General features: G+C 55.5%; 21 protein-coding genes. 4 read left to right on the top strand and 17 right to left on the bottom strand.

Translation table 11 applies throughout. The annotated features are described in order from the left end of the window. Positions 1-104 precede the first annotated feature (104 nt). A complete protein-coding gene (locus ACO0LO_RS28510; protein ID WP_422969849.1) occupies positions 105-725 on the top strand; it encodes a hypothetical protein in 621 nt (206 codons plus the stop codon). Here the strand turns inward: ACO0LO_RS28510 and ACO0LO_RS28505 are convergent. The 15 genes from ACO0LO_RS28505 to mltG all read right to left on the bottom strand — a co-directional run bounded on the left by ACO0LO_RS28505 (position 722) and on the right by mltG (position 18,114). After that, entirely contained in the window at positions 722-1,849 is a 1,128-nt protein-coding gene (locus ACO0LO_RS28505) for an ABC transporter substrate-binding protein (protein ID WP_422969847.1), read from the bottom strand. The genes ACO0LO_RS28510 and ACO0LO_RS28505 overlap by 4 nt on opposite strands. A 139-nt stretch (positions 1,850-1,988) precedes the next feature. Beyond that, positions 1,989-3,590, bottom strand: a complete 1,602-nt coding sequence (locus tag ACO0LO_RS28500) for an ABC-F family ATPase (RefSeq protein WP_422969846.1) — start codon at positions 3,588-3,590, stop codon at positions 1,989-1,991. A 191-nt stretch (positions 3,591-3,781) separates the two neighbouring features. Then, positions 3,782-5,863 (bottom strand): 3-hydroxyacyl-CoA dehydrogenase NAD-binding domain-containing protein, encoded by a 2,082-nt coding sequence (locus ACO0LO_RS28495; RefSeq protein ID WP_422969844.1) that lies wholly within the window; start codon positions 5,861-5,863, stop codon positions 3,782-3,784. A 189-nt stretch (positions 5,864-6,052) separates the two neighbouring features. Then, positions 6,053-6,754 (bottom strand): ABC transporter ATP-binding protein, encoded by a 702-nt coding sequence (locus ACO0LO_RS28490; RefSeq protein WP_422969842.1) that lies wholly within the window; start codon positions 6,752-6,754, stop codon positions 6,053-6,055. Positions 6,755-6,756: 2 nt separating this feature from the next. Beyond that, the gene (locus ACO0LO_RS28485) at positions 6,757-7,518 is read right to left on the bottom strand and encodes an ABC transporter ATP-binding protein (protein WP_422969840.1); all 762 of its coding nucleotides are present in this window, start codon (positions 7,516-7,518) and stop codon (positions 6,757-6,759) included. Then, positions 7,515-8,801, bottom strand: a complete 1,287-nt coding sequence (locus ACO0LO_RS28480; protein ID WP_422969838.1) for a branched-chain amino acid ABC transporter permease — start codon at positions 8,799-8,801, stop codon at positions 7,515-7,517. Before ACO0LO_RS28480 ends, ACO0LO_RS28485 begins: the two co-directional genes overlap by 4 nt. Positions 8,802-8,803: 2 nt before the next feature. Next, complete coding sequence (locus ACO0LO_RS28475; RefSeq protein WP_422969836.1) at positions 8,804-9,751, bottom strand: branched-chain amino acid ABC transporter permease; 948 nt, start codon at positions 9,749-9,751, stop codon at positions 8,804-8,806. A gap of 95 nt (positions 9,752-9,846) precedes the next feature. Beyond that, on the bottom strand, positions 9,847-11,082 hold the full coding sequence (locus ACO0LO_RS28470) for a branched-chain amino acid ABC transporter substrate-binding protein (RefSeq protein WP_422969834.1): 1,236 nt from the start codon (positions 11,080-11,082) through the stop codon (positions 9,847-9,849). 131 nt (positions 11,083-11,213) lie between these two features. Continuing rightward, on the bottom strand, positions 11,214-12,866 hold the full coding sequence (locus ACO0LO_RS28465; protein ID WP_422969832.1) for a 3-(methylthio)propionyl-CoA ligase: 1,653 nt from the start codon (positions 12,864-12,866) through the stop codon (positions 11,214-11,216). 391 nt (positions 12,867-13,257) lie between these two features. Then, positions 13,258-14,175: a 23S rRNA (adenine(2030)-N(6))-methyltransferase RlmJ gene (locus tag ACO0LO_RS28460; RefSeq protein WP_422969830.1), complete on the bottom strand. Its 918-nt coding sequence runs from the start codon at positions 14,173-14,175 to the stop codon at positions 13,258-13,260. Between the two features lie 243 nt (positions 14,176-14,418). Then, positions 14,419-14,943 carry a GNAT family N-acetyltransferase gene (locus ACO0LO_RS28455; RefSeq protein WP_422969828.1) on the bottom strand — a complete coding sequence of 175 codons (525 nt, stop codon included), beginning with the start codon at positions 14,941-14,943 and terminating at the stop codon, positions 14,419-14,421. A gap of 5 nt (positions 14,944-14,948) precedes the next feature. Continuing rightward, positions 14,949-15,335 (bottom strand): PilZ domain-containing protein, encoded by a 387-nt coding sequence (locus ACO0LO_RS28450; protein ID WP_422969826.1) that lies wholly within the window; start codon positions 15,333-15,335, stop codon positions 14,949-14,951. 12 nt (positions 15,336-15,347) lie between these two features. Continuing rightward, entirely contained in the window at positions 15,348-16,385 is a 1,038-nt protein-coding gene (locus ACO0LO_RS28445; RefSeq protein ID WP_422969824.1) for a DNA polymerase III subunit delta', read from the bottom strand. 21 nt (positions 16,386-16,406) lie between these two features. Then, entirely contained in the window at positions 16,407-17,027 is a 621-nt protein-coding gene (gene tmk / locus ACO0LO_RS28440) for a dTMP kinase (RefSeq protein WP_422969822.1), read from the bottom strand. A 100-nt stretch (positions 17,028-17,127) separates the two neighbouring features. Then, the gene (gene mltG, locus ACO0LO_RS28435; RefSeq protein ID WP_422969820.1) at positions 17,128-18,114 is read right to left on the bottom strand and encodes an endolytic transglycosylase MltG; all 987 of its coding nucleotides are present in this window, start codon (positions 18,112-18,114) and stop codon (positions 17,128-17,130) included. A 140-nt stretch (positions 18,115-18,254) separates the two neighbouring features. Between mltG and ACO0LO_RS28430 the strand changes: the two genes are divergently transcribed. From ACO0LO_RS28430 to ACO0LO_RS28420, 3 genes are read left to right on the top strand one after another with little or no spacing between them, the layout of a single operon-like run. Continuing rightward, positions 18,255-19,307 carry a YgfZ/GcvT domain-containing protein gene (locus tag ACO0LO_RS28430; RefSeq protein WP_422969818.1) on the top strand — a complete coding sequence of 351 codons (1,053 nt, stop codon included), beginning with the start codon at positions 18,255-18,257 and terminating at the stop codon, positions 19,305-19,307. Next, the gene (locus tag ACO0LO_RS28425; RefSeq protein ID WP_422969816.1) at positions 19,304-19,606 is read left to right on the top strand and encodes a DUF4936 family protein; all 303 of its coding nucleotides are present in this window, start codon (positions 19,304-19,306) and stop codon (positions 19,604-19,606) included. The genes ACO0LO_RS28430 and ACO0LO_RS28425 overlap by 4 nt, the downstream gene beginning before the upstream one ends. After that, on the top strand, positions 19,597-20,343 hold the full coding sequence (locus ACO0LO_RS28420) for an NRDE family protein (protein ID WP_422969815.1): 747 nt from the start codon (positions 19,597-19,599) through the stop codon (positions 20,341-20,343). The genes ACO0LO_RS28425 and ACO0LO_RS28420 overlap by 10 nt, the downstream gene beginning before the upstream one ends. A 92-nt stretch (positions 20,344-20,435) precedes the next feature. Here ACO0LO_RS28420 and ACO0LO_RS28415 read toward each other — a convergent pair whose 3' ends face one another. Continuing rightward, the gene (locus ACO0LO_RS28415; protein WP_422969813.1) at positions 20,436-21,746 is read right to left on the bottom strand and encodes a homoserine dehydrogenase; all 1,311 of its coding nucleotides are present in this window, start codon (positions 21,744-21,746) and stop codon (positions 20,436-20,438) included. 61 nt (positions 21,747-21,807) lie between these two features. Then, entirely contained in the window at positions 21,808-23,037 is a 1,230-nt protein-coding gene (locus tag ACO0LO_RS28410) for a pyridoxal phosphate-dependent aminotransferase (protein ID WP_422969811.1), read from the bottom strand. Positions 23,038-23,302: the final 265 nt, after the last annotated feature.

The following is a 23,302-nucleotide window of genomic DNA, read 5'->3' as shown; positions in this document are numbered from 1 at the left end:
TATTTAATACATGCTTGAGCTTTCAGGCATGTGCGATGCGGCAGCGACATGCCCTCATATCCCCATAATAAAAATATCCGAGACAAACAAGGTAGCGATAGCCCATGAGCACGCTGGTATACGACAAAACCGATAAAGGCCGGGAAGAGATAGCGACCCGCAAGTATCAGCTTGCATCGCGCGTCAGGACGCTGCTGGTCATGGTGGATGGCAAGCAGACTGAAGACGAGCTGCTGAAAAAAGTAGCCGGCCTTGGCTTGAACCAGCAAAACATTGACGATCTGCTGGAGCAGCAATTCATTATCGCCGTATCTGCAGCATCTATGGCGTCAACCGTAGCTGTTCCCAAGGCCGCACCACCAGCCAAGACGGCTCCCGAGGAACTTGCGCAAACAGCCGCGCCCACAGAGGACAATGGTCCCGATTCGGTATTAGGGTTGGGCGAAGACGGCGGAACCATGGACGATGCAACCCGGTTCCAGGCCATCCATACCTTCTTCAATGAAACGATCAAAAGCACACTGGGCCTGCGCGGCTTCACCTTGCAGATGAAGGTAGAGCGCGCCGCCACGCTGGAAGACTTCCGTGAATTGAGGCGCACTTATCTGGAAGCCGTGCAAAAAGCCAAGGGCAATGAAATGGCGCGCAGCCTGCGCCACCGCCTGGACCAGTTGCTGTATCCGGGCGAAAAACCGCCATCGGATACAACCTTGATGGGGCCTTAAAACATCAGGCCGCCGCCCTTCCTGAAGAGGGCAATGTCCACATAGCCGGACAAATGCAGATCCGGGTCTGCCGGATTGATCGTCAGACCTCCCAGGTCTATCTGCCCCTTTTGCGCAAAGAAATTCTTCGCGCCCTCCCGGCTGCCGGACCCGCTCATCTGTATCGCCTTGACCAGGGACTTGCCCACGGCAAAACCTTCCAGCGTCAGCGAAGACAGGCTTTCGTCCCGGTACTTCCTCATCATACGGATATGGTCGCTCTGCAGCACCGAGATTGCCGATGCCGGATTTGGCACCACTTGCGAAAATACAGTCCATTCCAGCATCTTGGGGCCGGTCATCTCCGCCAGTGTCGTCAGGTTGATCAGCGACGTACCTGCAACAAAAGTCTTGGATGCATGCTTGCGAAATTCTTTCAGGAACAGGCCGGTGCCTATCGTGTCGGCTATGGCGATGACGATATCCGGAGATGCTGCCGCCAGTTTCCCGGCATCTTTATCGGTATCAGCCGGCGTGGCAAATATCTTTGCGGTGCCGCTCAGGATCAAGCCGCGCCGCTTCAGCTCCGCGACCACATATTGGTACGCTTCCTGGTTCAAAGGATTGTCCTGGAAGGCAATCCCTACGCTCTTGATGCCCAACTTGCCGAAATAGGAAAAAATATACTGCAACTCCTGCTCCTGGCTGGGGCGCCAGAACAACACCATCTGGCCGTAGTTTTTGGAGGCGTTCGCCAGCGGCGCGAACAAGACCTGCCCGCTCCTGGAAAAAATGGCCGAACTGATGACGGCCTGCACCGCATCACCGCCCACTCCGCCTAACAGGTAATCTGCCTTGTCCTGCTCCAGCAATTCACCTGCGGCCTTGGCTGATTCGGCCGGCTCGCCGCGGTCGTCTCGTGTCAGGTATTTGATTTTCTTGCCGTTGATGCCGCCGGCCGCATTCACACTGTCGAAATACGTCGCAAGGCCGGTCACGTAATCGCGTCCTATGCTGCCGTTAGGGCCGGACAGATCGATCGCCTGACCAACGACGATACTTTTTTCTGCCGCACTCGCGTCCACCGCCATCAGGCCGGCATATACAGTCAAAAAGGCCAGCAGATATCCAGTTAATTTCGGCATGCAATATTTCCCAAGAAGCAATGTTGAAATAGTGCATTTTGAATGTGACGACGCAATGACGGTCAGCCCCCCTCCCCGGATTTTGCCCATAAAAAAAGCCAGGCTCACCTGGCTTCTTTCGCTATTTTCAGTTTCCGGCTTATTCTATGCCCTGGCTATTCAGATAATCTTCATAGCTGCCCTGGAAATCGATGATTTCGTTTTCCTTTACTTCCAGCACGCGCGTCGCCAGCGAAGACACAAACTCGCGGTCATGTGAAACGAAGATCAGCGTGCCGGCATATTTTTCCAGCGCGATGTTCAGTGATTCGATCGATTCCATATCCATGTGGTTGGTCGGCTCATCCATCAGCAGCACGTTGTGGCGGCCCAGCATCAGCTTGCCATACATCATGCGGCCTTTTTCGCCACCGGACAGTACCTTGACCGACTTCTTCACGTCGTCGCCGCCGAACAACAGGCGTCCGAGGATGGAACGTACGACCTGGTCATCGTCGCCTTCCTGGGTCCAGCGTCCTATCCAGTCCGTCAGGTTCTTGTCTTCCGAAAATTCTTCGGTAGGATCCTGCGGCATGTAGCCCACGTTGGCATTCTCCGCCCATTTGGACATGCCCCGGTCCGGATTCAAACCGGTCACATCGGCGCCGCCTATGCAACGCAACAGTGTTGTCTTACCGGCGCCGTTGGCGCCGATAATGGCAATCCGCTCACCGGCTTCCACCATAATGCTGAAGTTGTTGAACAAGGTCCTGTCATAAGCCTTTGTCAGGCCCTGCACTTCTGTTGCCAAGCGATGCAGTTTCTTCTCTCCGTCAAAGCGGATGAAAGGATTCTGGCGGCTGGAAGGCTTGATATCCTCAACCTTGATCTTCTCGATCTGCTTGGCGCGGGAAGTCGCCTGGCGAGCCTTGGATTTATTGGCAGAGAAACGGCGCACAAAATCTTGCAGTTCGGCGACTTTATCCTTGGCTTTGGCATTGTTTGCCATCTGCTGCGCACGCGCCTGCGACGAAGCCAGCATGTAGTCGTCGTAATTGCCGGGATACACTTTCAGCGTGCCATAATCCATATCGGCCATGTGCGTGCACACCTGGTTCAGGAAGTGGCGATCATGGGAAATGATGATCATCGTGGAATTACGCTCGTTCAGCACATCTTCCAGCCAGCGGATGGTATTGATATCCAGGTTATTGGTCGGTTCGTCGAGCAGCAGGATGTCTGGATTGGAAAACAGGGCCTGCGCCAGCAATACGCGCAACTTCCAGCCGGGAGCGATGGCGCTCATCAGACCCTGATGCTGGTCGGTAGGGATACCCACGCCCAGCAGCAGTTCGCCCGCGCGGGCTTCTGCAGTGTAGCCGTCATATTCAGCAAACCTGGCTTCCAGGTCGGCGGCCTTCATGTAGTCGTCGTCTGTTGCTTCCGGGTTCGCATAGATCGCGTCGCGCTCCGCCATTGCCGCCCACATCTCCGTGTGGCCCATCATCACCACGTCCAGCACGCGCATGTCTTCAAAAGCAAACTGATCCTGGCGCAGCTTGCCCAGGCGTTCATTCGGGTCCAGCATCACGGTGCCCGAAGATTGCTCCAAGTCACCGCCCAGGATCTTCATGAATGTGGATTTGCCACAGCCATTGGCGCCGATCAGGCCATAGCGGTTGCCATCGCCGAATTTGACAGAAATGTTTTCGAACAGCGGCTTGGGGCCGAACTGCATCGTGATATTTGCGGTAGAAAGCACGAAAAACCTTTTGCGAGATAAATACGAGAGAGATACAACTAACCTTCCATTATATCATCGCTACCGCTACTTCCCATGAAAACAGGCACTTAGCCCTTCACGCTTGTCCGGACGCAAAAAACCCGGCGCGCCTTTCAGCCCGTCGGGTTTCGTTTATTACAATACCGCTTTCATCAAGCGGTATTCATCATTCAGCCGTTAAAGCCCTTGCCTTCGGCAGCCAGCCTGGACAGCAGCGGCGCAGGTTTCCATGCATCGCCGTGACGGCCTTTCGCGTACTTGTCCATCGCCATGACCACGTTGGGCAAGCCCACTGTATCTGCGTAGAACATCGGGCCACCACGATGCAATGGGAAGCCGTAACCGGTCAGGTACACCATGTCGATGTCAGAAGCGCGCATCGCAATACCCTCTTCCAGGATGTATGCGCCTTCATTGGCCAGCGCAAACACCAGGCGCTCCACGATTTCCTGGTCACTGATCTTGCGGCGTTCCACGCCGATGTCGGCGGAGTGCTTGATGATCATGTCATTGACCAGTTGCGAAGGATAAGCCTTGCGGTCGCCCGGTTTGTAGTCGTACCAGCCGGCGCCTGTTTTCTGGCCGAAACGGCCCAGTTCGCACAGCAAGTCCGCTGTTTTGGAATAGCTGATCTGTGGTTTCTCCACATAACGGCGTTTGCGGATGTACCAGCCGATATCATTGCCGGCCAGATCGCCCATGCGGAAAGGTCCCATCGCGAAACCGAATTTTTCCACGGCTTTGTCCACCTGCTCAGGCGTACAGCCCTCTTCCAGCAGGAAGCCTGCCTGGCGGCTGTACTGTTCTATCATGCGGTTGCCGATAAAGCCATCGCAGACACCAGAGACTACGCCGGTCTTCTTGATCTTCTTGGACAATGCCAGCGTGGTCGCCAGCACATCTTTCGCTGTTTTCTTGCCGCGCACGATTTCCAACAGCTTCATGACGTTGGCCGGGCTGAAAAAGTGGGTGCCGACGACATCTTCCGGACGCTTGGTGAAAGCAGCAATCTGGTCTACGTCCAGCGTGGAGGTATTGGATGCCAGGATCGCGCCGGGCTTCATTACTTCATCCAGCTTCTTGAATACCTGCTCCTTGACGCCCATATCTTCAAATACGGCTTCCACAACGATATCTGCCTGGCCTATGCCTTCATACGACAAGGTGCCGGTAATCAGGCCTACGCGCTGGTCGAACTTCTCCTGCGTCAGCTTGCCTTTCTTCATCGTGTTTTCGTAGTTCTTGCGTATCGTCGCCAGCCCCTTGTCCAGTGCTTCCTGTTTCATTTCCAGTATCTGCACCGGAATGCCAGCATTGGCAAAATTCATTGCAATGCCGCCACCCATGGTGCCTGCACCGATGACGGCCGCCGATTTGATCGCGCGTGTTGGCGTACTTTCCGGCACGTCAGGAATTTTGCTGGCAGCGCGCTCGCCGAAGAAGGCGTGACGCAGCGCTTTGGATTCAGTGGTTTGCACCAGATCCACAAACAATTCACGCTCAAACTTGATGCCATCATCGAATTTCTTGGTGATGGACGCGGCAACTGCTTCCACGCATTTCAGCGGCGCAGGGAAAGGGCCGGACATCGCCTTGACGGTATTGCGCGAGAATTGCAGGAAGGCTTCGTAGTTTGGATAATTGACCTTGATGTCGCGCACGCGCGGCAAAGGACGCACATCGGCCACCTTGGCGGCAAAAGCCAGCGCGCCGGCCATCAGGTCGCCTTCAATTAATTCATTGAACAAGGCGGTTTTTGCCAGTTTTTCGGAAGGAACGGCAGTTCCCGACACGATCATGTTCAATGCCATTTCCAGGCCCAGTACGCGCGGCAGGCGCTGCGTGCCGCCGGCACCCGGCAAGATACCAAGCTTGACTTCCGGCAGCGCAATCTGCGCGCCCGCCGTGGCTACACGGTAGTTGCAGCCCAGTGCCAACTCCAGGCCGCCGCCCATGCAAACGGTATGGATGGCAGCGATCACCGGTTTGTCCGAACCTTCAACAACATTGATCACGGTGTGCAGCGTCGGCTCCGCCATCGCTTTCGGGGAATTGAATTCCTTGATGTCCGCGCCGCCCGAAAACGCCTTGCCGGCGCCGGTGATGACGATGGCCTTGACGGCAGCATCGTTCAAGGCTTTTTTCATACCTTCTACAATCGCGCTGCGGGTCGAATGCCCGAGACCGTTGACCGGGGGGTTGTTCAGGGTGATGACGGCGACATTGCCGTTGACTTGATATTCTGCAGTCATGTCTCTTCCTATGGTTGATTTGGATGTGGCAGACAAAAGCCGGCCCGTGCTGTTATGTCCAGACTACTAATATACCGCAAAAAGAACGACCGTATTATTTTTTTTAAACGAACACCGGCATTCCAATAAAAACAGGGAAGTATTTTCATACCTCCCTGCTAGAAAACGTTCAAAGTGCCCCAGGGAAACCTATACTTCCAGCCATTCCTTGCGGATATTTTCGTTCGCTTTCAAATCCGCCGGACTGCCTTCAAACACTATAGAACCATGGCCCATCACATACAAGCGTTGTGAAATTTCCAGAGCAATCGCCAGCTTCTGCTCCACCAGCAGCACCGAGATGCCGCGGTTTTTCAATTCCTTCAGGTACTCGGCCACCAGCTCAACGATTTTCGGCGCAAGCCCTTCGGTAGGCTCGTCGATCATGATCAGGTCAGGGTCACCCATCAGCGTACGGCACAGCGTCAGCATCTGCTGCTCGCCGCCGGACAACACACCTGCCGCCGTATGCTGGCGCTCTTTCAAGCGCGGAAACATCTTGTACATGTCGGCCAGCGCCCAGCGCGATTTTTTGCCGGACTTTTCACCCAGTATCAGGTTCTGTTCCACCGTCAGCGTGGGGAAGATGTCGCGGTTTTCAGGCACGTAGCCCAAGCCCTTGTGCGCAATCTGGAAGGCCTTCAGTCCAATAATCTCTTCACCCTTGAAACGGATGGAGCCGGTGGCGTTGACCTGCCCCATGGTCGCCTTGACTGTAGTCGAACGCCCTACCCCATTACGCCCCAGCAGGCTGACAATCTCGCCCTGGTTGACGACCAGATCCACGCCGTGCAGCACATGGCTCTTGCCGTAATACGCGTTCAGGTCCTTGATTTCTAGTAATGCACTCATCGTTATGCCTCCACCGGTGCATGACCACCCAGATACGCGTCTTTCACTTTTTGGTTGTTGCGGATATTTACCGGCGTGTCGCAGGCAATCACCTCTCCATAGACCACGACAGCAATCTTGTCTGCAAGACCGAACACCACGCTCATGTCGTGCTCCACCATCAGCAGCGTCTTGCCCACGGTGACCTTGCGGATCAGTTCAACCGCCATGTCCGATTCGGAACGGCTCATGCCGGCGGTAGGCTCATCCAGCAGGATCACATCGGCGCCGCCGGCAATCGTGATGCCGATCTCCAGCGCACGCTGTTCCGCATAAGTCAGCAAGCCGGCAGTGATGTCGCGCCGGCGCTTCAGGCCTATCTGCTCCAGCACCGACTCCGCCCTTTCATGCGCATCCTTCAGGCCGTTCAGCCTGTGCCAGAAAGAGTACTTATATCCCAGCGACCACAAGACCGCGCAACGCAGGTTTTCATACACCGACAGGCGATGGAAGATGTTGGTAATCTGAAAACTGCGCGACAAGCCTTTGCGGTTGATCTCAAACGGACGCAACCGCGTCGTGCTCTCGCCATTCAACAGGATGTCGCCCGACGTGACGGGGAAGCGGCCCGAGATCAGGTTGAACAGCGTGGACTTGCCTGCGCCGTTGGGCCCGATGATCGCAAAGCGCTCACCCTTCGGTACCTGCAGCGTGGCGCCGCGTATGATTTCGGATTTGCCGAAACTCTTCCGGACTTCTTTTAACTCAAGCGAGAACGTCGTCATGCCTGCGCCCTCCGCATCTGCTCTTCAATCTCAGTATTCACTTCGCCCCACTTCTGCTTAAATACAATCTTGCAGCGCCAGAATCCAAAGCCGCCCACGGCAATCAATAGCAAGGCCACTATCCAGGGTACAGGCTGGGTCGTATCAACCATGACGCCGAACAGGTTGATGACGGCGTCCTGCGTGGCATCCACCGTGCGCTGATACAGCATTTCTATCGCAACGATGACACCGACCAGTGCCACGCCCGAAACCAGCAATATTTTCCACATCGCAGGCCAGATACGCTTGTACAGGCCAAACTTCGCAACCCTCAGGTTCATCATCAGGATGCTGGCCATGCCACCCGGCGCAAACATTACGATCGTGATGAAGAATATCCCCAGGTACAGCTGCCACGCTTTCGTGTAGTCAGACAGCATCACCGTCAGGAACACGCCGAGGACAGCACCCAGGATAGGACCGAAGAAGAAGCCGATGCCGCCGATGAAAGTGAACAGCAGCACCAGCCCCGAGCGAGCGGCGCTGACATTTTCCGCGCTGACGATTTCAAAGTTGATTGCAGATAATCCACCGGAAATGCCAGCGAAAAAGGCCGACAGGATCAGCGTCATATAGCGTACCCATTGCGTATCGTAGCCGACGAACTCCACGCGTTCAGGATTATCCCGCACGGCGTTTGCCAGGCGGCCCAGCGGTGTCTGCGTAAAAGCATACATGCCGATGGTGCTGACAAACAGCCACAGCGCCACCAGGTAGTACACCTGGATTTGCGGTCCATAGGTAATACCCATGAAAGACTGTCCGATGACGCGATTGGTCGAAATGCCGCCTTCGCCGCCGAAGAAGCTCGGGAACATCAGCGAGCACGCGGACACCAGCTCCACGATACCCAGCGTGATCATCGAAAAAGTCGTTCCCGACTTCTTGGTAGTGACATACCCGAACAGGACGCCGAAGAACATGCCGGCGATGCCGCCGATCAGGGGAATCATCGTGATCGGGAAAGGGAATGCACCGTTGGTGACCAGATTCATTGTATGGATCGCAAAAAATGCGCCCAAACCGGAATACACCGCGTGGCCAAAGGACAGCATGCCCCCCTGCCCCAGCAACATATTGAACGACAGCCCGAAAATCATGATCGTGCCCATTTGCGACAACAGGGATATCGAGCTGCCTTTATTGAATATCAGCGGAGCAATGATCAGTACGATGAAAAACGCACCCCAGATGATCCAGCGCGTGAGGTTGATTGGTTTATATTTAAGTGTCGTTGTCATGGTTATCCTTCGCGTGTGCCCAGCAAACCTTTTGGCCGGAAGATGAGGATAAGAACCAGTAGCAGATACGGCAGGATCGGCGCAGTTTGCGCGATCGTCAGGCTCAGCATTGCATATCCCGGTGTTGCCGCAGTGATCTGGGTACCCATTTTCGCCAGTACGGAGGCAAACGAATAATCCAGTGCGACAGCATAGGTCTGCAGCACGCCGATCAGGATGGAGGCAACCAGCGCGCCCGCGAGCGAGCCCATGCCGCCGACCACCACTACCACGAAAATAATGCTGCCCAGCGTGGCCGCCATGCCGGGTTCAGTCACGAAGGCATTGCCTCCAACGACGCCGGCCAGCCCCGCCAATGCACAGCCGCCGCCAAACACCAGCATGAAAACGCGCGGCACGTTGTGTCCAAGCGCTTCCACAGTGTCGGGGTGGGTCAATGCCGCCTGGATCACCAGGCCTATCCTGGTGCGCGTCAACAGCAGGTAAATCGATGCCAGCATCAGCAGCGCCACCAGCATCATGAAGCCGCGATAGATGGGGAAAGTAGTTGTGTAGAGTGTGAACAACGGACCATCCAGCTGCGCCGGAATAGCGTAAGGCACGGTTGAGCGCCCCCAGATCAGTTGCACCAGCTCGACAATCACAAAGGACAAACCAAAGGTAAACAGCAGCTCCGGCACATGCCCATATTTATGCACCGAACGCAGGCCATAGCGCTCTACCAGCGCGCCAAGCAGGCCCACCAGGATAGGTGCGACGAACAATGCGGGCCAGAAGCCCAGTTTGACACTGATGCCATAGGCAAAATACGCGCCTAGCATGTAAAAACTTGCGTGGGCAAAATTAAGTACGCCCATCATACTGAAAATCAGGGTCAGTCCCGACGAAAGCATAAACAACAGCAAGCCGTAACTAACTCCGTTCAGCAAGGTGATCAGTGTGAATTCCACAGCGAGATCCTTATTAAAATTCTTGAACGATCGTACTATTTTTAAGTACAAAAAAAGAGAGCCCGCACAGGCGGAACTCTCTCATGTGGAGCTTGTTAGCTTGGGCGTTTCATCTGGCAGGAAGTCGGCTGTGTCGCAATGAAAGCATCAATCTTCTGATTGGTCTTCCATCCCAGGCCGGTGTTTTCCTGATCAAATTTCACGTCCTTGCCATTGGTTTTTACCCAGGTGGCAATATACAGAGGCTGCTGCAGCTGGTGATCCGATTTACGCATCACGTCTTCGCCGTTCAGACTCTTGATTTTTGCGCCTTCCAGTGCAAAAGCCACGTCCTTAGGTTCGATGGATTTGGCCTGTTTTACAGCCTGCGCCATCGCGGCGATGATGGTGTAAGTCGCCATCGAATAATAATCGTCTTTATATTTTGCCTTGAAGCCTTCAACGATATCCTTGCCGGCAAAGGTTTCATTGTTGGCATTCCAGTAGCCCACGTATTTCACGCGGTCCTGGCCTGCTGCACCCATTGCCGTCGGCACGCCTGTCGTTGCGCCGTAGTAGGTGTAGAAGTTGGCTTTCAGGTCGGCGTCTTTCGCTGCCTTGATCAGCAGGGCCAGATCGGCACCCCAGTTACCTGTGATGACGGTATCTGCACCGGCTGCCTTGATTTTAGCGATGTACGGAGAAAAGTCTTTTACCTGGCCGATAGGGTGCAGGTCATCACCGACGATCTGCACGTCAGGGCGTTTGCGTGCCAGGTATTCCTTGGCAGCGCGCGTTACCTGATGGCCGAACGAATAGTTCTGGCCGATGATGTAGACTTTCTTGATGGTTTTGTCCTGTGCCATGTAGGTCGTCAGGGCTTCCATTTTCATGTCGGAGTTGGCATCGAAACGGAAATGCCAGAAGCTGCACTTGCTGTTGGTCATGTCTGGATCGACAGCAGCGTGGTTCAGGTAGACGATTTCCTTGCCTGGATTACGTTCATTGTACTTATTGACCGCATCCTGCAAGGCCATACCGGCGCCGGAGCCATTACCCTGGGTAATATAGCGGAAGCCTTTGTCGATGACGGTTTTCAGTACGGTCAGCGATTCCTGCGGGCTGCCTTTGTTGTCGAAACCGACGACTTCAAATTTATTCGCGCCTGCCCAGTTTTTGGCATTGGCTTCGTCAGCGACAAACTGGAAGGAGTTCAGGATGTTTTGCCCTACCGGCGCAAACGGGCCGGACAGCGGGTCGATGTAGGCGATCCTGATCGTATCGGCCATGGCGACCGGTGCGGTCAGGGCAAAAGCAATTGCTACAACAGATGCACGTAATTGAAATTTCATTTGTCTCACTCCAATTCCTCATTGATGGGATTTATTTATTAACAACCGGCCCAGCGTAATACGATGCCAGACCGATTATTTTTTTGCTTTGCAACACAAACGTCTAAAGCTTTCCTGCTTCCCTCTGAGAGTTATGCCGTCGGTAATTTATACTCTTTGAATTGGTCTCTCAGCTTATTTTTTAATATCTTGCCGGTAGCACCAAGAGGAAGCGCGTCGATGAAGACGACATCATCCGGGGTCCACCATTTTGCTATCTTTCCTTCATAAAACTGTATCAACTCCTGTTTCTCGACTTCTGCACCCGGCTTTTTAACGACCAGCAGCAAAGGCCTTTCATCCCATTTCGGATGAAATACGCCTATGCATGCCGCTTGCAACACTGCGGGATGGCCCATCGCCACATTTTCGAGATCGATGGTGCCTATCCATTCGCCACCGGACTTGATGACGTCCTTGCTGCGGTCGGTAATCTGCAGGTAGCCGTCTGCATCTATCGTGCCGACGTCGCCGGTAGGGAACCAGCCGTCCTGTAGTACGTCCCCGCCCTCATTCTTGAAATAACTGCTGATGACCCACGGGCCTTTGACGAGCAGATTGCCATAGGTGCGGCCGTCCCATGGCAGCTCCTTGCCCGCGTCGTCGACAATTTTCATGTCGACGCCGTAGATTGCATGGCCCTGCTTCTCCAGCACGGCCTGCTTTGCCTCTTCCGGGAGAGACAGGTGTCGGGTCTGCAAAGTTCCCGCTGTGCCCAGCGGCGACATTTCCGTCATGCCCCAGGCGTGCACCACCTCCACATCGTAGGTATGGCGCAGGGTTTTCATCATCGCGGGCGGGCAGGCAGAGCCGCCGATCACGGTACGCTTGAAGCTGGAGAATTTCAAGCCGTTCTGCGCAACGTAGGTCAGCAGGCCCAACCATACGGTAGGCACGCCGGCCGAGAAAGTCACCTGCTCCTGTTCAAACAGTTCATACAGCGACTTGCCGTCCAGCGCCGCTCCCGGAAATACCAGCTTGGCGCCGGTCATCGGCACCGAATAAGGCAAGCCCCAGGCATTCACATGGAACATCGGGACGACAGGCAACACGCAATCGCGGGCGGACACATTCAGGCTGTCCGGCATTGCCGACGCATACGAGTGCAGCACAGTCGAACGATGTGAATACAGCGCGCCTTTGGGATTGCCGGTAGTGCCGGACGTGTAGCACAGGCTGGACGCAGAATTCTCGTCAAACAGAGGCCAGGTAAAATCTTCGGAATTTTCAGCGATCAGGTCTTCATAGCACATCAGGTTCGCGATCTTGCCATCGGTCGGCATCCTGTCGCGGTCGCACATCATGATGAAGCCTTTGACAGTCTTGCAGTGCGCCGCAATAGCCTGGATGATGGGCAGGAAGGTCAGGTCAAACAGCAGATACTGGTCTTCTGCGTGGTTGATGATGTAGCCCATTTGTTCAGCATGCAGGCGCGGATTCAGCGTATGCAGCACGGCGCCGGAGCCTGATACAGCATAATAAGCCTCCAGGTGCCGGTATCCGTTCCACGCCAGCGTGGCAACGCGGTCACCGAGCTTGATCCCTAGGGCCTTGAAAGCATTTGCCAGCTTCTTTGAGCGTTTATGGCATTCGCGGTAGTTATAGCGGTGAATATCGCCCTCAGCGCGGCGCGATACAATCTCATTGCTTCCAAAATACCTGTCCGCATGCTGGATAATGCTTGAGATAAGCAGCGGCTGATCCATCATCTGCCCCATTACGGGACTCTTCTGATACTGCACCATCTGGTCTCCTGAAGTTTAATTTTGGCTAGTACATTTAATGTGCTGCTCTTTATTATTCGTGACTTCGGATACGATTTTTGTACGACCGTACTAATTCGTCAATGATTATTTTTGCTGCACCGCCGCATATCTTGATGGTAATTGTCGAGGAATACTCTCACAGATTCTGCAATCCTCTATGGTTCGAATGTATTGCAGTGCAGCATTCTGTGATTCTGCATAGCGCCTTTTCAAGGCTGAGGTGTCTCATATCGACTTATTTGCGGAGCGAACATCACCACGCACCAGACGCACGCCGCCCGCCGGGTTGCCGCATTTTTCCCGGCACAGCCTGCATCAGTACTGTCTTTGTAAAGCTTGCTTTAGCGTTGTTTTAACGTCGTTCCGGCCGTTATTGTTTTGGCCTTTTTTTGCCTATCGTTTCCGTTTCCCCTGATTCCAGAAGAAAACCGGCGCCGGGATCACGGCCAAGCACTTTCACCAGGTACGGCATTACCTCCCTCAGCGTCGCTTCCAGCGTCCACGGAGGGTTAATGATGAACATGCCGCTACTGTGCAAGCCAAAGCCGTCCGGCGAAGGGCCGCTGATAGACAGCGTCACGTTCAGCCAGCCGTTGGCGGGAATGCGCTTCAGCCGGTCCGGCAATTGCCTCGATTCCGGGCGGTTCAGCACCGGATACCAGACTGCATAAGTACCGGTCGGAAAACGCTTCAGCGCATCTTCCAGGGTTTCCTTGACGCGGCGATAGTCGTCTTTCACCTCATAAGGCGGATCGATCAATACCAGGCCGCGGCGCGATGGCGGTGGCAGCAAGGCTTTCAGACCCATGAAGCCATCCCCTGCAGCAATGATGGTGCGCTTGCCACGCGTGGTGGGCCGCTGTCCTTGTGCTTCCTTGTGCGCGTCCAGCCGCTGGAAATTCTCGCTGAGTATCTTGATCTCGCTGGGATGCAGCTCAAACAGGCGCAGCCTGTCCTGCTCGCGCAGTAACTTCTCGGCGCAATACGGCGACCCAGGGTAGTAGCGCATTTTGCCGCTGGGATTCATCTCCTTGACGAGACTGACATATTCGGCCAGCGCAGCAGGCAAATCCTTGCGGTCCCACAACGGGCCGATGCCGGTTTCATACTCGGCATTCTTGCTCGCATAGCCGCCATCCAGCGCATACATGCCGGCGCCGGCGTGGGTATCGATATAGGTGTAAGCCGTATCTTTCTGTGCCAGGTAATTGAACAGTTGTATCGTGACAAAATGCTTGAGTACGTCAGCATGATTGCCCGCGTGAAAAGCATGGCGATAGCTCAGCATGGCTTGGGTAATTCCTATAAAAATAGAGAGGGACTTAACGGCGGCTCAGGGAATGCGATCGAAAGACAGTCGGGCAAGAGCCGGATCGCATCGCTTTTTTGCTCGCGAAAAACAAGTCATCAAGGCGGGATACCGGATTTTAACCTTATTTGGCCTGCAACTGCCAGAAATACGAACAGCAAACGCCGAACGGCCCTTCACCGGAAAGGGCCGCAGAGGGTTCAGCAATGCCGGAGAGCGTTGTCAGGCGACGCGTTTACCGACGATGATCAGATCGCGCTCAATGCCGTCCAGGTTCGCTACCCGCGGCATATTCGCCCATACGTCGAAGCCGAAGGCTTCAAACAGTTTCAGGCTGGGCGCGTTATGCCCGAAAATAAAGCCAAGCAAGGTGTGCACCTGTATCTTGGGCGCGTGGGCAATCGCCTCGGTCAGGAAATACCGTCCCAGCCCCTTGCCGCGTGCGTCTTCATGCAGATAGATGGACAGTTCAGCCGTTCCAGAGTACGCGGGCCGGCCGTAGAAATTGGAAAACGACAGCCAACCGAGGATGGCGCCATCCTGCTCCATAACCCACAACGGCCGGCGGGCCGGGTCATGGTCGTCAAACCATGCGAGACGTGATTCTACCGGAATAGGTTCGGTATCGGCAGTGACCTGGCGCGATGCAACGGTGGAATTGTAGATGTCAACGATAGCCGGAAGGTCGTCAAAACGTGCCAGCCTGTGCTCAGGCTTGAATGGGGATGCGGAAGTATTTACAGACATGCAGTTTACAAGGTGTGGGTTGCGCGTGATGAGCGGAGCGCCGTTCCCAGCAATTCCTCCACCCTTAGTTTGATCCTGGTGCCGCTTTCATCGTCGGGAAAGTGCACGCCTATCCCCTGCGACTTGTTATTGCCGGCGCCGGCGGGAGTAATCCAGGCCACTTTACCGGCGATAGGATATTTATTCGGATCGTCCAGCAAGGTCAGGATCAGGTAGATCTCTTCGCCAAGACGATAGGACTTATTGGTAGGCACGAAAATGCCGCCATTTTTCAGAAAAGGCATGTATGCCGAATACAACGCCGCCTTCTCCTTAATCGCCAGGGAAAGCACGGATGGCCGTGCCGGCGCAGGCGCATTCACTGGCGTGGTCGTATCTGGTGAGTCAGCCATATATGCAAGCTTTCAATGGAAAAGTGCCGAATAGTCCAGCAGCATGTCTTCTATAAATAGTTTAGCAGCCAAAGGGTGGCTGGCAATAGCCTGACGCTCATCGGTGCTTTTGATCGCCTGCAGCAGTTCCGTGCTGCCGGCGCGGCCCGCCAGTATCGCCAACTCTTTCTGATAGCGAGGATAATACCGGATTCTGCCCGTTTGTTTGAAAGAAAAAATATCGTATAACCAACGTTGCATCCACGACACGGTTGTCGGCATATCCATTTTTTGCATTTTCTCTGCAATTTTCAGGCTGCTGTCGGGACCAGGCTTGCATAGCTGGCGCAGAAAATCATCCAGTTCCGCCTTTCCTTCCGATTGCGACGCCTGATACGCAGCTAGCGGGGCGCCACCCTGCTGCGCAAGCCAGCTTTCCGCGTCATCCACCTTTTGCGATTTGAGCCAGGCCAGCGCCTCTTCCTTGCCGGGCATACCCATCCCAAACTTGTGGCAACGCGACAGAATGGTCGGCAGCAGCCTGTCCAGGCTATTTGTCACCAGCACAAACACCGTATTCTTGCTGGGCTCCTCCAGCGACTTGAGCAGCGCGTTAGCGGCTGGCACGTTCAAGGCTTCGGCTGGGTATAACACGATAAGCCTGCGCCCGGAACGATGGGTGGAGAGATTCATGAAGTCCGTCAATGCGCGGATCTGGTTGATCACGATTTCCTTGGATGGCGCCTTGCTTGCCTTGGCGGTCTTCTTGTCGCTCTCCGCTGCCTCCCCTTCCACACCGGCGGACTCCTCCTCATCCAGCAGTTCAGGCCGGACCCGGCGGTAATCTGGATGGCTATATTGGGAAAACCAGCCGCATGACAGGCAACTGCCGCAGGCGTGACCGTCGGCCGCGGGCGTTTCGCACAATAGCGACTGCGCAAAATGCTCCGCAAACAATGTCTTTCCTATCCCTTCCGGTCCATGCAGCAAAATCGCATGCGGCAGGCGCTCGCCGAATTGCTGCAGTTGCTGCCATGCGGATTCCTGCCAGTGGTACAAAGGATTCGTCATTGAGGTTTCATTCCTATTGCATTATGCCGGCCACAGGCGCGCCAGCAGCCCGTCCAGCAATTGCCGTATTTCAGGTATCGCCCGGGTCGAGTCGATGACCTCGAACCTGGCCGGAAATTCCCGCGCGCGTCGCAGGTATTCCGCTCTCGCCGCAGCAAAGAAATCCGTTTTTTCCTGTTCGAATTTATCTTGCACGCGGGTTGCGTCCAAACGTTCGCGCGCTACTTCCAGCGGCACGTCGAACAGCAGCGTCAGGTCCGGCTGCAGTTGGGGGTGCACCCATTGCTCCAGCGTATCCAGTTTTTCCAGCGCCAGCTTGCGCCCTCCGCCCTGGTAGGCAAAGCTGGAATCGGTAAAACGGTCGGAAATCACCCAGTCGCCGCGCTCCAGCGCTGGCGCGATCACCTGCGCAAGATTTTCCCGGCGCGCGGCAAACATCAGCAAAGCTTCGGTTTCCAGGTGCATTTTCTCATTCAAGGCCAGGTCGCGCAGCTTTTCGCCCAGCGGCGTACCGCCCGGTTCCCTGGTATTGACAACCTGGATGCCACGCTGCCTGATCAGCTCAGTCACGTAGGCAATATGGGTGGATTTGCCCGCCCCATCAATGCCTTCAAACGTAATAAATTTCCCCGCCTGCTTCATTCAATTCCTGTTTCTGTATCGCTGTTCATTGTCTTATGCCGCCGTGCCCTGCACCCGCCCTACACCGTATCCTTCAGCATGCGGCGCCTGTAAGGTGCTGCTAGCGCTGGTATTTATTGACTGCCCGATTATGCTCGGTCAGGTTATCGGAAAAATGGCTGGTGCCGTCTCCCCGGGAAACGAAATACAAGGCGCCGGAATCGGCCGGATTCAGGGCCGCGGAAATCGAAGCAATGCCAGGCAATGCAATCGGCGTGGGCGGCAAACCTGCCCTAGTGTAGGTATTGTAGGGCGTATCGGTGAGCAAATCACGCTTGTAGATCTTGCCCTTATACGCATCGCCCATGCCGTAGATCACGGTAGGATCGGTTTGCAGCAGCATTCCCGTCCGCAGGCGGTTGATGAACACTGCCGCGATCAGGCTGCGTTCGGATTTCTGGCCAGTTTCTTTTTCCACGATGGATGCCATGGTCAGCGCCTCATAAATATTTTTATAAGGCAGAGACGGGCTGCGCACGTTCCAGGCTTCCGCCAGACGTTTCAGCATCGCGGTATGTGCCTGTTGGTAAATTTGCAAATCGCTGCTGCCTTTGGCGAACAGATAGGTATCAGGGAAAAACAGGCCTTCCGGCCATTTATAATCCGCATCGACCTTCTTCATCAGATCCGGATCGGATAAGGCCGCCGTATCGTGCCGGATTGCAGGGTGGGCATCGATCAGCTTGCGCATCTGCTGGAAAGTCCAGCCCTCGATGATGGCAATAGATGCCTGCGAAAACTCGCCATTGGCAATCTTGTCCAGCAGACCCAGCGGCGTAATGCCGGGTTCGGCCTCGTAGGATCCGGCCTTCAACCTGGCGCCCTTGCCGCTGGCCCGCACCAGCAGTTCAAACAGCAGCGGATTCTGCGGAACACCCGCCTCCACGATCTGCGATGACAGGCTGCGCACGCTGCTGCCCGGCCTGATGCTAAAGTCGATCGCTTTTTCCGACTGGTGTATGGGCTGGAAAGCCCAGTAGGCAAGCCCGGCCGCGGCTGCGATCAACAGCAACAATGATAATAAAATGAGTTTTTTAAAAGAGGCCATGCCAACCGGTTTCAAACGTAAATTCCGCGACGCCACTATAATCTGTGCCACGGTACTTGCTCCGCTGGCCGGAACGGCCTCGGACAAGAGCGTAATGATACTGGTTTATTGAGTAAGACCACAGGATTATGAGAGAAAAGATGACGACTTGGCAGCAGTTCCTGGCGCAGCACGGCGCGCAAATAGCGGATGAAGACGGCGCGGATGTTATCGGCTACCCGCCTGCCTGGCAAGATGACAGCCTGCAAACCGGCTTCTTCGCACCGCTGACCGATCTGGGCTTGATCCTGGCCTCCGGCGATGACGCCGCGAGCTTCCTGCATAACCAATTGACCAACGATATAGAGGGCCTCGGTGTCACTGAAGCCAGGCTGGCAGCCTTTTGTTCGCCCAAGGGCCGCATGATGGCGAGTTTTCTCACGTGGAAAACAGAGGCAGGCATCTTCCTGCAGCTCTCACGCCGCATACAGGCGCCGATACAAAAACGCCTGCAAATGTTTATATTGCGGTCCAAGGCCAAGCTGGCCGACGTCAGCGCTGACTACGTTGTGCTCGGCTTGGGCGGCAAAGCAGCAGCGCAAGCCTTGCAGCAATGGTTCCCTGCCCTGCCCGCCCAGCCCTTCGCCAAGCTGGACAACGATTTCGGTAGCCTGATCCGCATGCCAGACGCGGACGGCATTGCCCGCTACCAGTGGATCACGGGCGCGGAAACGGCAATGCAGGCATGGCCCGTGTTGAGCGCGCATTTGAAACCGGCCAATACCAGCGCTTGGCGCCTGAGCGAAATCCAGGCCGGCATTCCAAGGATCACGGCCGCGACGCAGGAGCAGTTCGTGCCGCAAATGGTCAATTTTGAATTGATAGGTGGCGTCAATTTCAAAAAAGGCTGCTATCCAGGGCAAGAAATTGTCGCCCGCAGCCAGTATCTGGGCAAACTCAGGCGCAGGATGTCCATTGTGCGCGCCCCAGTGGCGGAAGTTGTCGCGGGCACGGAAGTCTTTAGCGGCAGCGACGCCAGCCAGCCTTGCGGCATGATCGTCAACGCTGAAACTGTTGCGGCAGGCCAGAGCCTGTGCCTGGTGGAGTTGAAAGTAGCAGACCAGGAGGCCGGCGACATCCGCCTCGGCGCCAGCGACGGCCCGGTGCTGGAATTCCTGCCCCTGCCCTATGCCGTGCTCGACATTACCCAATGAGCGCCAAGATGGATTGCTATATCTATTACCGTGCTGAGGCCCAGCATCAGCAGCAGGTTGGGCAGCAGGCCGGCAAACTGCTGCAACTGTTCGAGCAGGCCGGGGTTGCCACTGAGTTGAAGCGGCGGCCTGAAGCGGAAAACGGCATGCACACCTGGATGGAAGTCTACAAAGGGGTGCCGCAAGATTTCGAGGCACAAATGCGCGCCGCGTTGCAGCACACGCAACTGCTTGCAGTGATAGCCGATGGAGGCAAACGCCATATCGAATATTTTATGGATATCACTCCATGTGCCTGATCGTTTTCGCCTGGAAGCTGATCCCCTCCACGCCGCTGGTCGTGGCAGGCAACCGCGATGAATTTTACGAACGCCCGGCAGCGCCGGCAGGCTGGTGGCAGGATGTGCCAAACATTTATGCGGGCCGCGATCTGCAGGCCGGCGGCACCTGGATGGGCATCTCCACCAGGAATGGCCCGGACTCAGTCACCACCAGATTTGCTGCCATCACCAATATCCGCGCACCTTCAGAAAAACGGCCCGATGCGCCCAGCAGGGGCGCACTGGTCAGCGATTTCCTGCAGGGCAGTGCTTCAGCGGCGAAATATGTTGAACAGATCAAGGATGGCGCACAAGCCTACAACGGCTTCAACCTGCTGCTGGGAGACGGTGACGACCTGATCTGGTTTTCCAACCGCTGGCAGCAGGACGAGCGCAACGGCAAGCCGCTGCTGCCGGGAATATACGGCATTTCAAATGCCGCGCTGGATACCCCCTGGCCCAAGGTCGTCAGCACCAAGGCGGAGTTCGCCAGCCTGCTGTGCCAGCGCGCACCGGAAGGCGCCTATTTTGAAATGCTGGCAGATTCGACCAAGGCACCCGATTGCCGGCTTCCCGACACCGGCGTCAGCATCGACATGGAGCGCTTGCTGTCGTCCGCCTTTATCGCATCGCCCACTTACGGCACGCGCGCCTCCAGCCTGCTATATATCCACGATGGCAAGCCGGCTGAATTCCTGGAAAAAACAGCGCGCTGACAAGACAGCTCGTCGCAAACGCAAGAAAGCCGGCACAGCCGGCTTTTCAGTATCTGCCCGTCCCAGAACGACGGTGGACAGGTAAACAGCTTCTAGCTCAGTTCTTCCAGCCGCAGCTTGGTCACGGTGCCGAAGACCGAACTCAGCGCCTCTATGCGGGCAATTGCTGCAACGATATTCTTCTCCTGAGTCTGATGCGTCAGAATGATGATGTCGGTCTGCGTTTCGCCTTCGGCCGGCTCCTTCTGTAGCATCGCATCGATGGAAATCGAAGAATCCGCCAGGATGCGGGTGACGTCGGCCAATACGCCGGCCTGGTCGGCCACATGCATGCGCAGGTAATAGCTGGTGACGATTTCCGACATCGGCAGAATAGGCAGGTCGCTGATGGCATTCGGCTGGAAAGCCAGGTGTGGTACCCGATGTTCAGGATCGGCAGTCGCCAGGCGCGTGATGTCCACCAGGTCGGCAATCACCGCGGATGCGGTAGGCTCAGCGCCGGCGCCCTTGCCGTAGTAAAGCGTTGCGCCGACGGCGTCGCCCTGCACCAGCACCGCATTCATCGCGCCTTCCACGTTGGCAATCAGCCGCCTGGTAGGGATCAGCGTTGGATGCACCCGCAACTCTATGCCCTTGTCGGTGCGCTTGGTGATACCCAGCAGCTTGATGCGGTAGCCCAGCTGCTCAGCATACCGAATGTCGGTTGCTTCCAGTTTGGTAATGCCCTCCACATGCGCCTTATCGAACTGCATGGGGATGCCGTAGGCAATCGATGCCATGATGGTCGCCTTGTGTGCGGCATCCACGCCCTCAATATCGAAGGTAGGATCGGCTTCGGCATAACCCAAGGCCTGCGCCTGCTTCAGCGCCACGTCAAAGTCCAGGCCCTTGTCGCGCATTTCGGACAGGATGAAATTCGTCGTGCCGTTGATGATGCCGGCAATCCACTGTATGCGATTGGCCGTCAGGCCTTCGCGCAGCGATTTAATGATGGGAATGCCGCCGGCTACTGCCGCCTCAAACGCCACCATTACACCTTTTTCTTGCGCAGCCTGGAAAATTTCATTGCCATGGGTGGCCAGCAGCGCCTTGTTTGCCGTCACCACATGCTTGCCTTGCGCAATGGCTTTCAGCACCAGGTCTTTGGCGATGCCGTAACCGCCTATCAGTTCGATGACGATGTCGATATCGGGATGGTTCACGACGAGATTGGCGTCGTTGACGACCTCGCACTCTCCATTGGTCAACTCGCGCGCCCTGTCCACGTTCAGGTCTGCCACCATCGTAATCTCAATCGAACGGCCTGCGCGACGCATAATCTCTTCCTGGTTGCGCTTCAAGACGTTGAATGTGCCGGAACCTACCGTTCCTATGCCTAACAGACCTACTTTGATGGGTTTCATATAATCTTCAATGATGCTGGTTAATGAGGTAAACAAGGTAAAACTTTAATGACAAGTTCGTTCAGCCGGTGCCGTGGCGCTTGCGGTATCCTTCAAGGAAATTCGCAATCCTGCCGAAAGCATCGGTCAGGTCGTCGGAATTCGGCAAAAATACGACACGGAAGTGATCGGGCCTGATCCAGTTGAACCCCGTGCCCTGCACCAGCAACACTTTCTGTTCGGTCAACAGTTCGTGAATGAATTCCTGATCGTCCTTGATCGGATACATTTCAGGATCCAGCTTCGGAAACATATACAGCGCCGCCTTGGGTTTGACACAGGTAACGCCCGGTATCGCCGTCAACAGCTTATGCGCCAGATCGCGCTGGCGCAACAGCCGGCCGCCCGGACCGACCAGGTCATTGATGCTCTGGTAGCCTCCCAATGCGGTCTGGATTGCGAATTGCCCCGGCGCATTCGCGCACAGTCGCATCGAGGCCAGCATGTTCAGGCCTTCAATATAGTCTTTCGCATGCCGCTTCTCACCCGACACCACCATCCAGCCGGCGCGGTAACCGCAGGAGCGATAATTTTTAGACAGACCGTTCAGCGTCAGGAACAATACGTCGTCGGCCAACGATGCAATCGATGTATGTTCGGCTTCGTCATACAAGGTCTTGTCGTAGATTTCATCGGCGAACACGATCAGTTGGTGCTCGCGAGCGACGTCGACAATCTGCTGCAGCACTTCCACCGGGTACAGCGCGCCGGTAGGATTATTCGGGTTGATGACGACGATGGCGCGCGTATTCGGCGTAATCTTGCTCTTGATATCGTCGATATCCGGCATCCAGTCCGCACTTTCATCACAGACGTAATGCACAGGCTTGCCGCCCGACAGGCTGACCGCGGCCGTCCATAAAGGATAGTCCGGTGCCGGCACCAGCACCTCGTCGCCGGTGTTCAGCAAGGCATTCATGCCCATCACGATTAGTTCGGATGCGCCGTTGCCTATATAGATATCCTCTATCGTCACACCGCGTATATGCTTTTCTTGCGTGTAATGCATGATGGACTTGCGTGGCGCGAACATGCCCTTGGAATCGGTGTAGCCGGCAGCATTGTGCATGTTGTGGATCATGTCCTGCACGATCTCGTCCGGCGGGCCGAAATTGAAGACGGCCAGGTTGCCGATGTTCAATTTGATGATCTTGTGCCCCTCGTCCTCCATCTGCTTGGCTTTTTCCAGCACAGGTCCACGGATGTCGTAGCAGACGTCGGCGAGTTTATTCGATTTTTGTATGGTTCTCACTGCAGCGGTCTTTCCATCGGTTACGGAAGCTTGATGCGGCCACGCGTCTCCCAGCGGCCGGCAATAGATTCTTTGCTAAAGTTTGGTGCAAGGATGCAGCAAAATGCTGCACTGCCGAACCAACCATTCTGCCCAATGCGCACGGTTTTATCAATCCGTTTTGCGAAATTGTCTAATATTATTTGCTTTTTTGGCGTATCAACTTGATTTAGCAAGCATGTCCGAGGGCGATCGCCTGCCTCGCACCACGACACAGCGCGGGGCT

Source organism: Undibacterium sp. TJN25 (assembly GCF_049339885.1).
Lineage (GTDB): Bacteria > Pseudomonadota > Gammaproteobacteria > Burkholderiales > Burkholderiaceae_D > Undibacterium.
The sequence above is the reverse complement of the archived record's forward strand: the minus strand, read 5'-3'. Positions and strand labels throughout refer to the sequence as shown.

Excerpts from the sequence above, each read along its gene's own strand:
- ACO0LO_RS28510 (WP_422969849.1), top strand. The coding sequence starts at position 105 with ATGAGCACGCTGGTATACGACAAAACCGATAAAGGCCGGGAAGAGATA.
- ACO0LO_RS28505 (WP_422969847.1), bottom strand. The coding sequence starts at position 1,849 with ATGCCGAAATTAACTGGATATCTGCTGGCCTTTTTGACTGTATATGCC.
- ACO0LO_RS28495 (WP_422969844.1), bottom strand. The coding sequence starts at position 5,863 with ATGACTGCAGAATATCAAGTCAACGGCAATGTCGCCGTCATCACCCTG.
- ACO0LO_RS28490 (WP_422969842.1), bottom strand. The coding sequence starts at position 6,754 with ATGAGTGCATTACTAGAAATCAAGGACCTGAACGCGTATTACGGCAAG.
- ACO0LO_RS28485 (WP_422969840.1), bottom strand. The coding sequence starts at position 7,518 with ATGACGACGTTCTCGCTTGAGTTAAAAGAAGTCCGGAAGAGTTTCGGC.
- ACO0LO_RS28480 (WP_422969838.1), bottom strand. The coding sequence starts at position 8,801 with ATGACAACGACACTTAAATATAAACCAATCAACCTCACGCGCTGGATC.
- ACO0LO_RS28470 (WP_422969834.1), bottom strand. The coding sequence starts at position 11,082 with ATGAAATTTCAATTACGTGCATCTGTTGTAGCAATTGCTTTTGCCCTG.
- ACO0LO_RS28465 (WP_422969832.1), bottom strand. The coding sequence starts at position 12,866 with ATGGTGCAGTATCAGAAGAGTCCCGTAATGGGGCAGATGATGGATCAG.
- ACO0LO_RS28460 (WP_422969830.1), bottom strand. The coding sequence starts at position 14,175 with ATGCTGAGCTATCGCCATGCTTTTCACGCGGGCAATCATGCTGACGTA.
- ACO0LO_RS28455 (WP_422969828.1), bottom strand. The coding sequence starts at position 14,943 with ATGTCTGTAAATACTTCCGCATCCCCATTCAAGCCTGAGCACAGGCTG.
- ACO0LO_RS28450 (WP_422969826.1), bottom strand. The coding sequence starts at position 15,335 with ATGGCTGACTCACCAGATACGACCACGCCAGTGAATGCGCCTGCGCCG.
- ACO0LO_RS28445 (WP_422969824.1), bottom strand. The coding sequence starts at position 16,385 with ATGACGAATCCTTTGTACCACTGGCAGGAATCCGCATGGCAGCAACTG.
- tmk (WP_422969822.1), bottom strand. The coding sequence starts at position 17,027 with ATGAAGCAGGCGGGGAAATTTATTACGTTTGAAGGCATTGATGGGGCG.
- mltG (WP_422969820.1), bottom strand. The coding sequence starts at position 18,114 with ATGGCCTCTTTTAAAAAACTCATTTTATTATCATTGTTGCTGTTGATC.
- ACO0LO_RS28430 (WP_422969818.1), top strand. The coding sequence starts at position 18,255 with ATGACGACTTGGCAGCAGTTCCTGGCGCAGCACGGCGCGCAAATAGCG.
- ACO0LO_RS28425 (WP_422969816.1), top strand. The coding sequence starts at position 19,304 with ATGAGCGCCAAGATGGATTGCTATATCTATTACCGTGCTGAGGCCCAG.
- ACO0LO_RS28420 (WP_422969815.1), top strand. The coding sequence starts at position 19,597 with ATGTGCCTGATCGTTTTCGCCTGGAAGCTGATCCCCTCCACGCCGCTG.
- ACO0LO_RS28415 (WP_422969813.1), bottom strand. The coding sequence starts at position 21,746 with ATGAAACCCATCAAAGTAGGTCTGTTAGGCATAGGAACGGTAGGTTCC.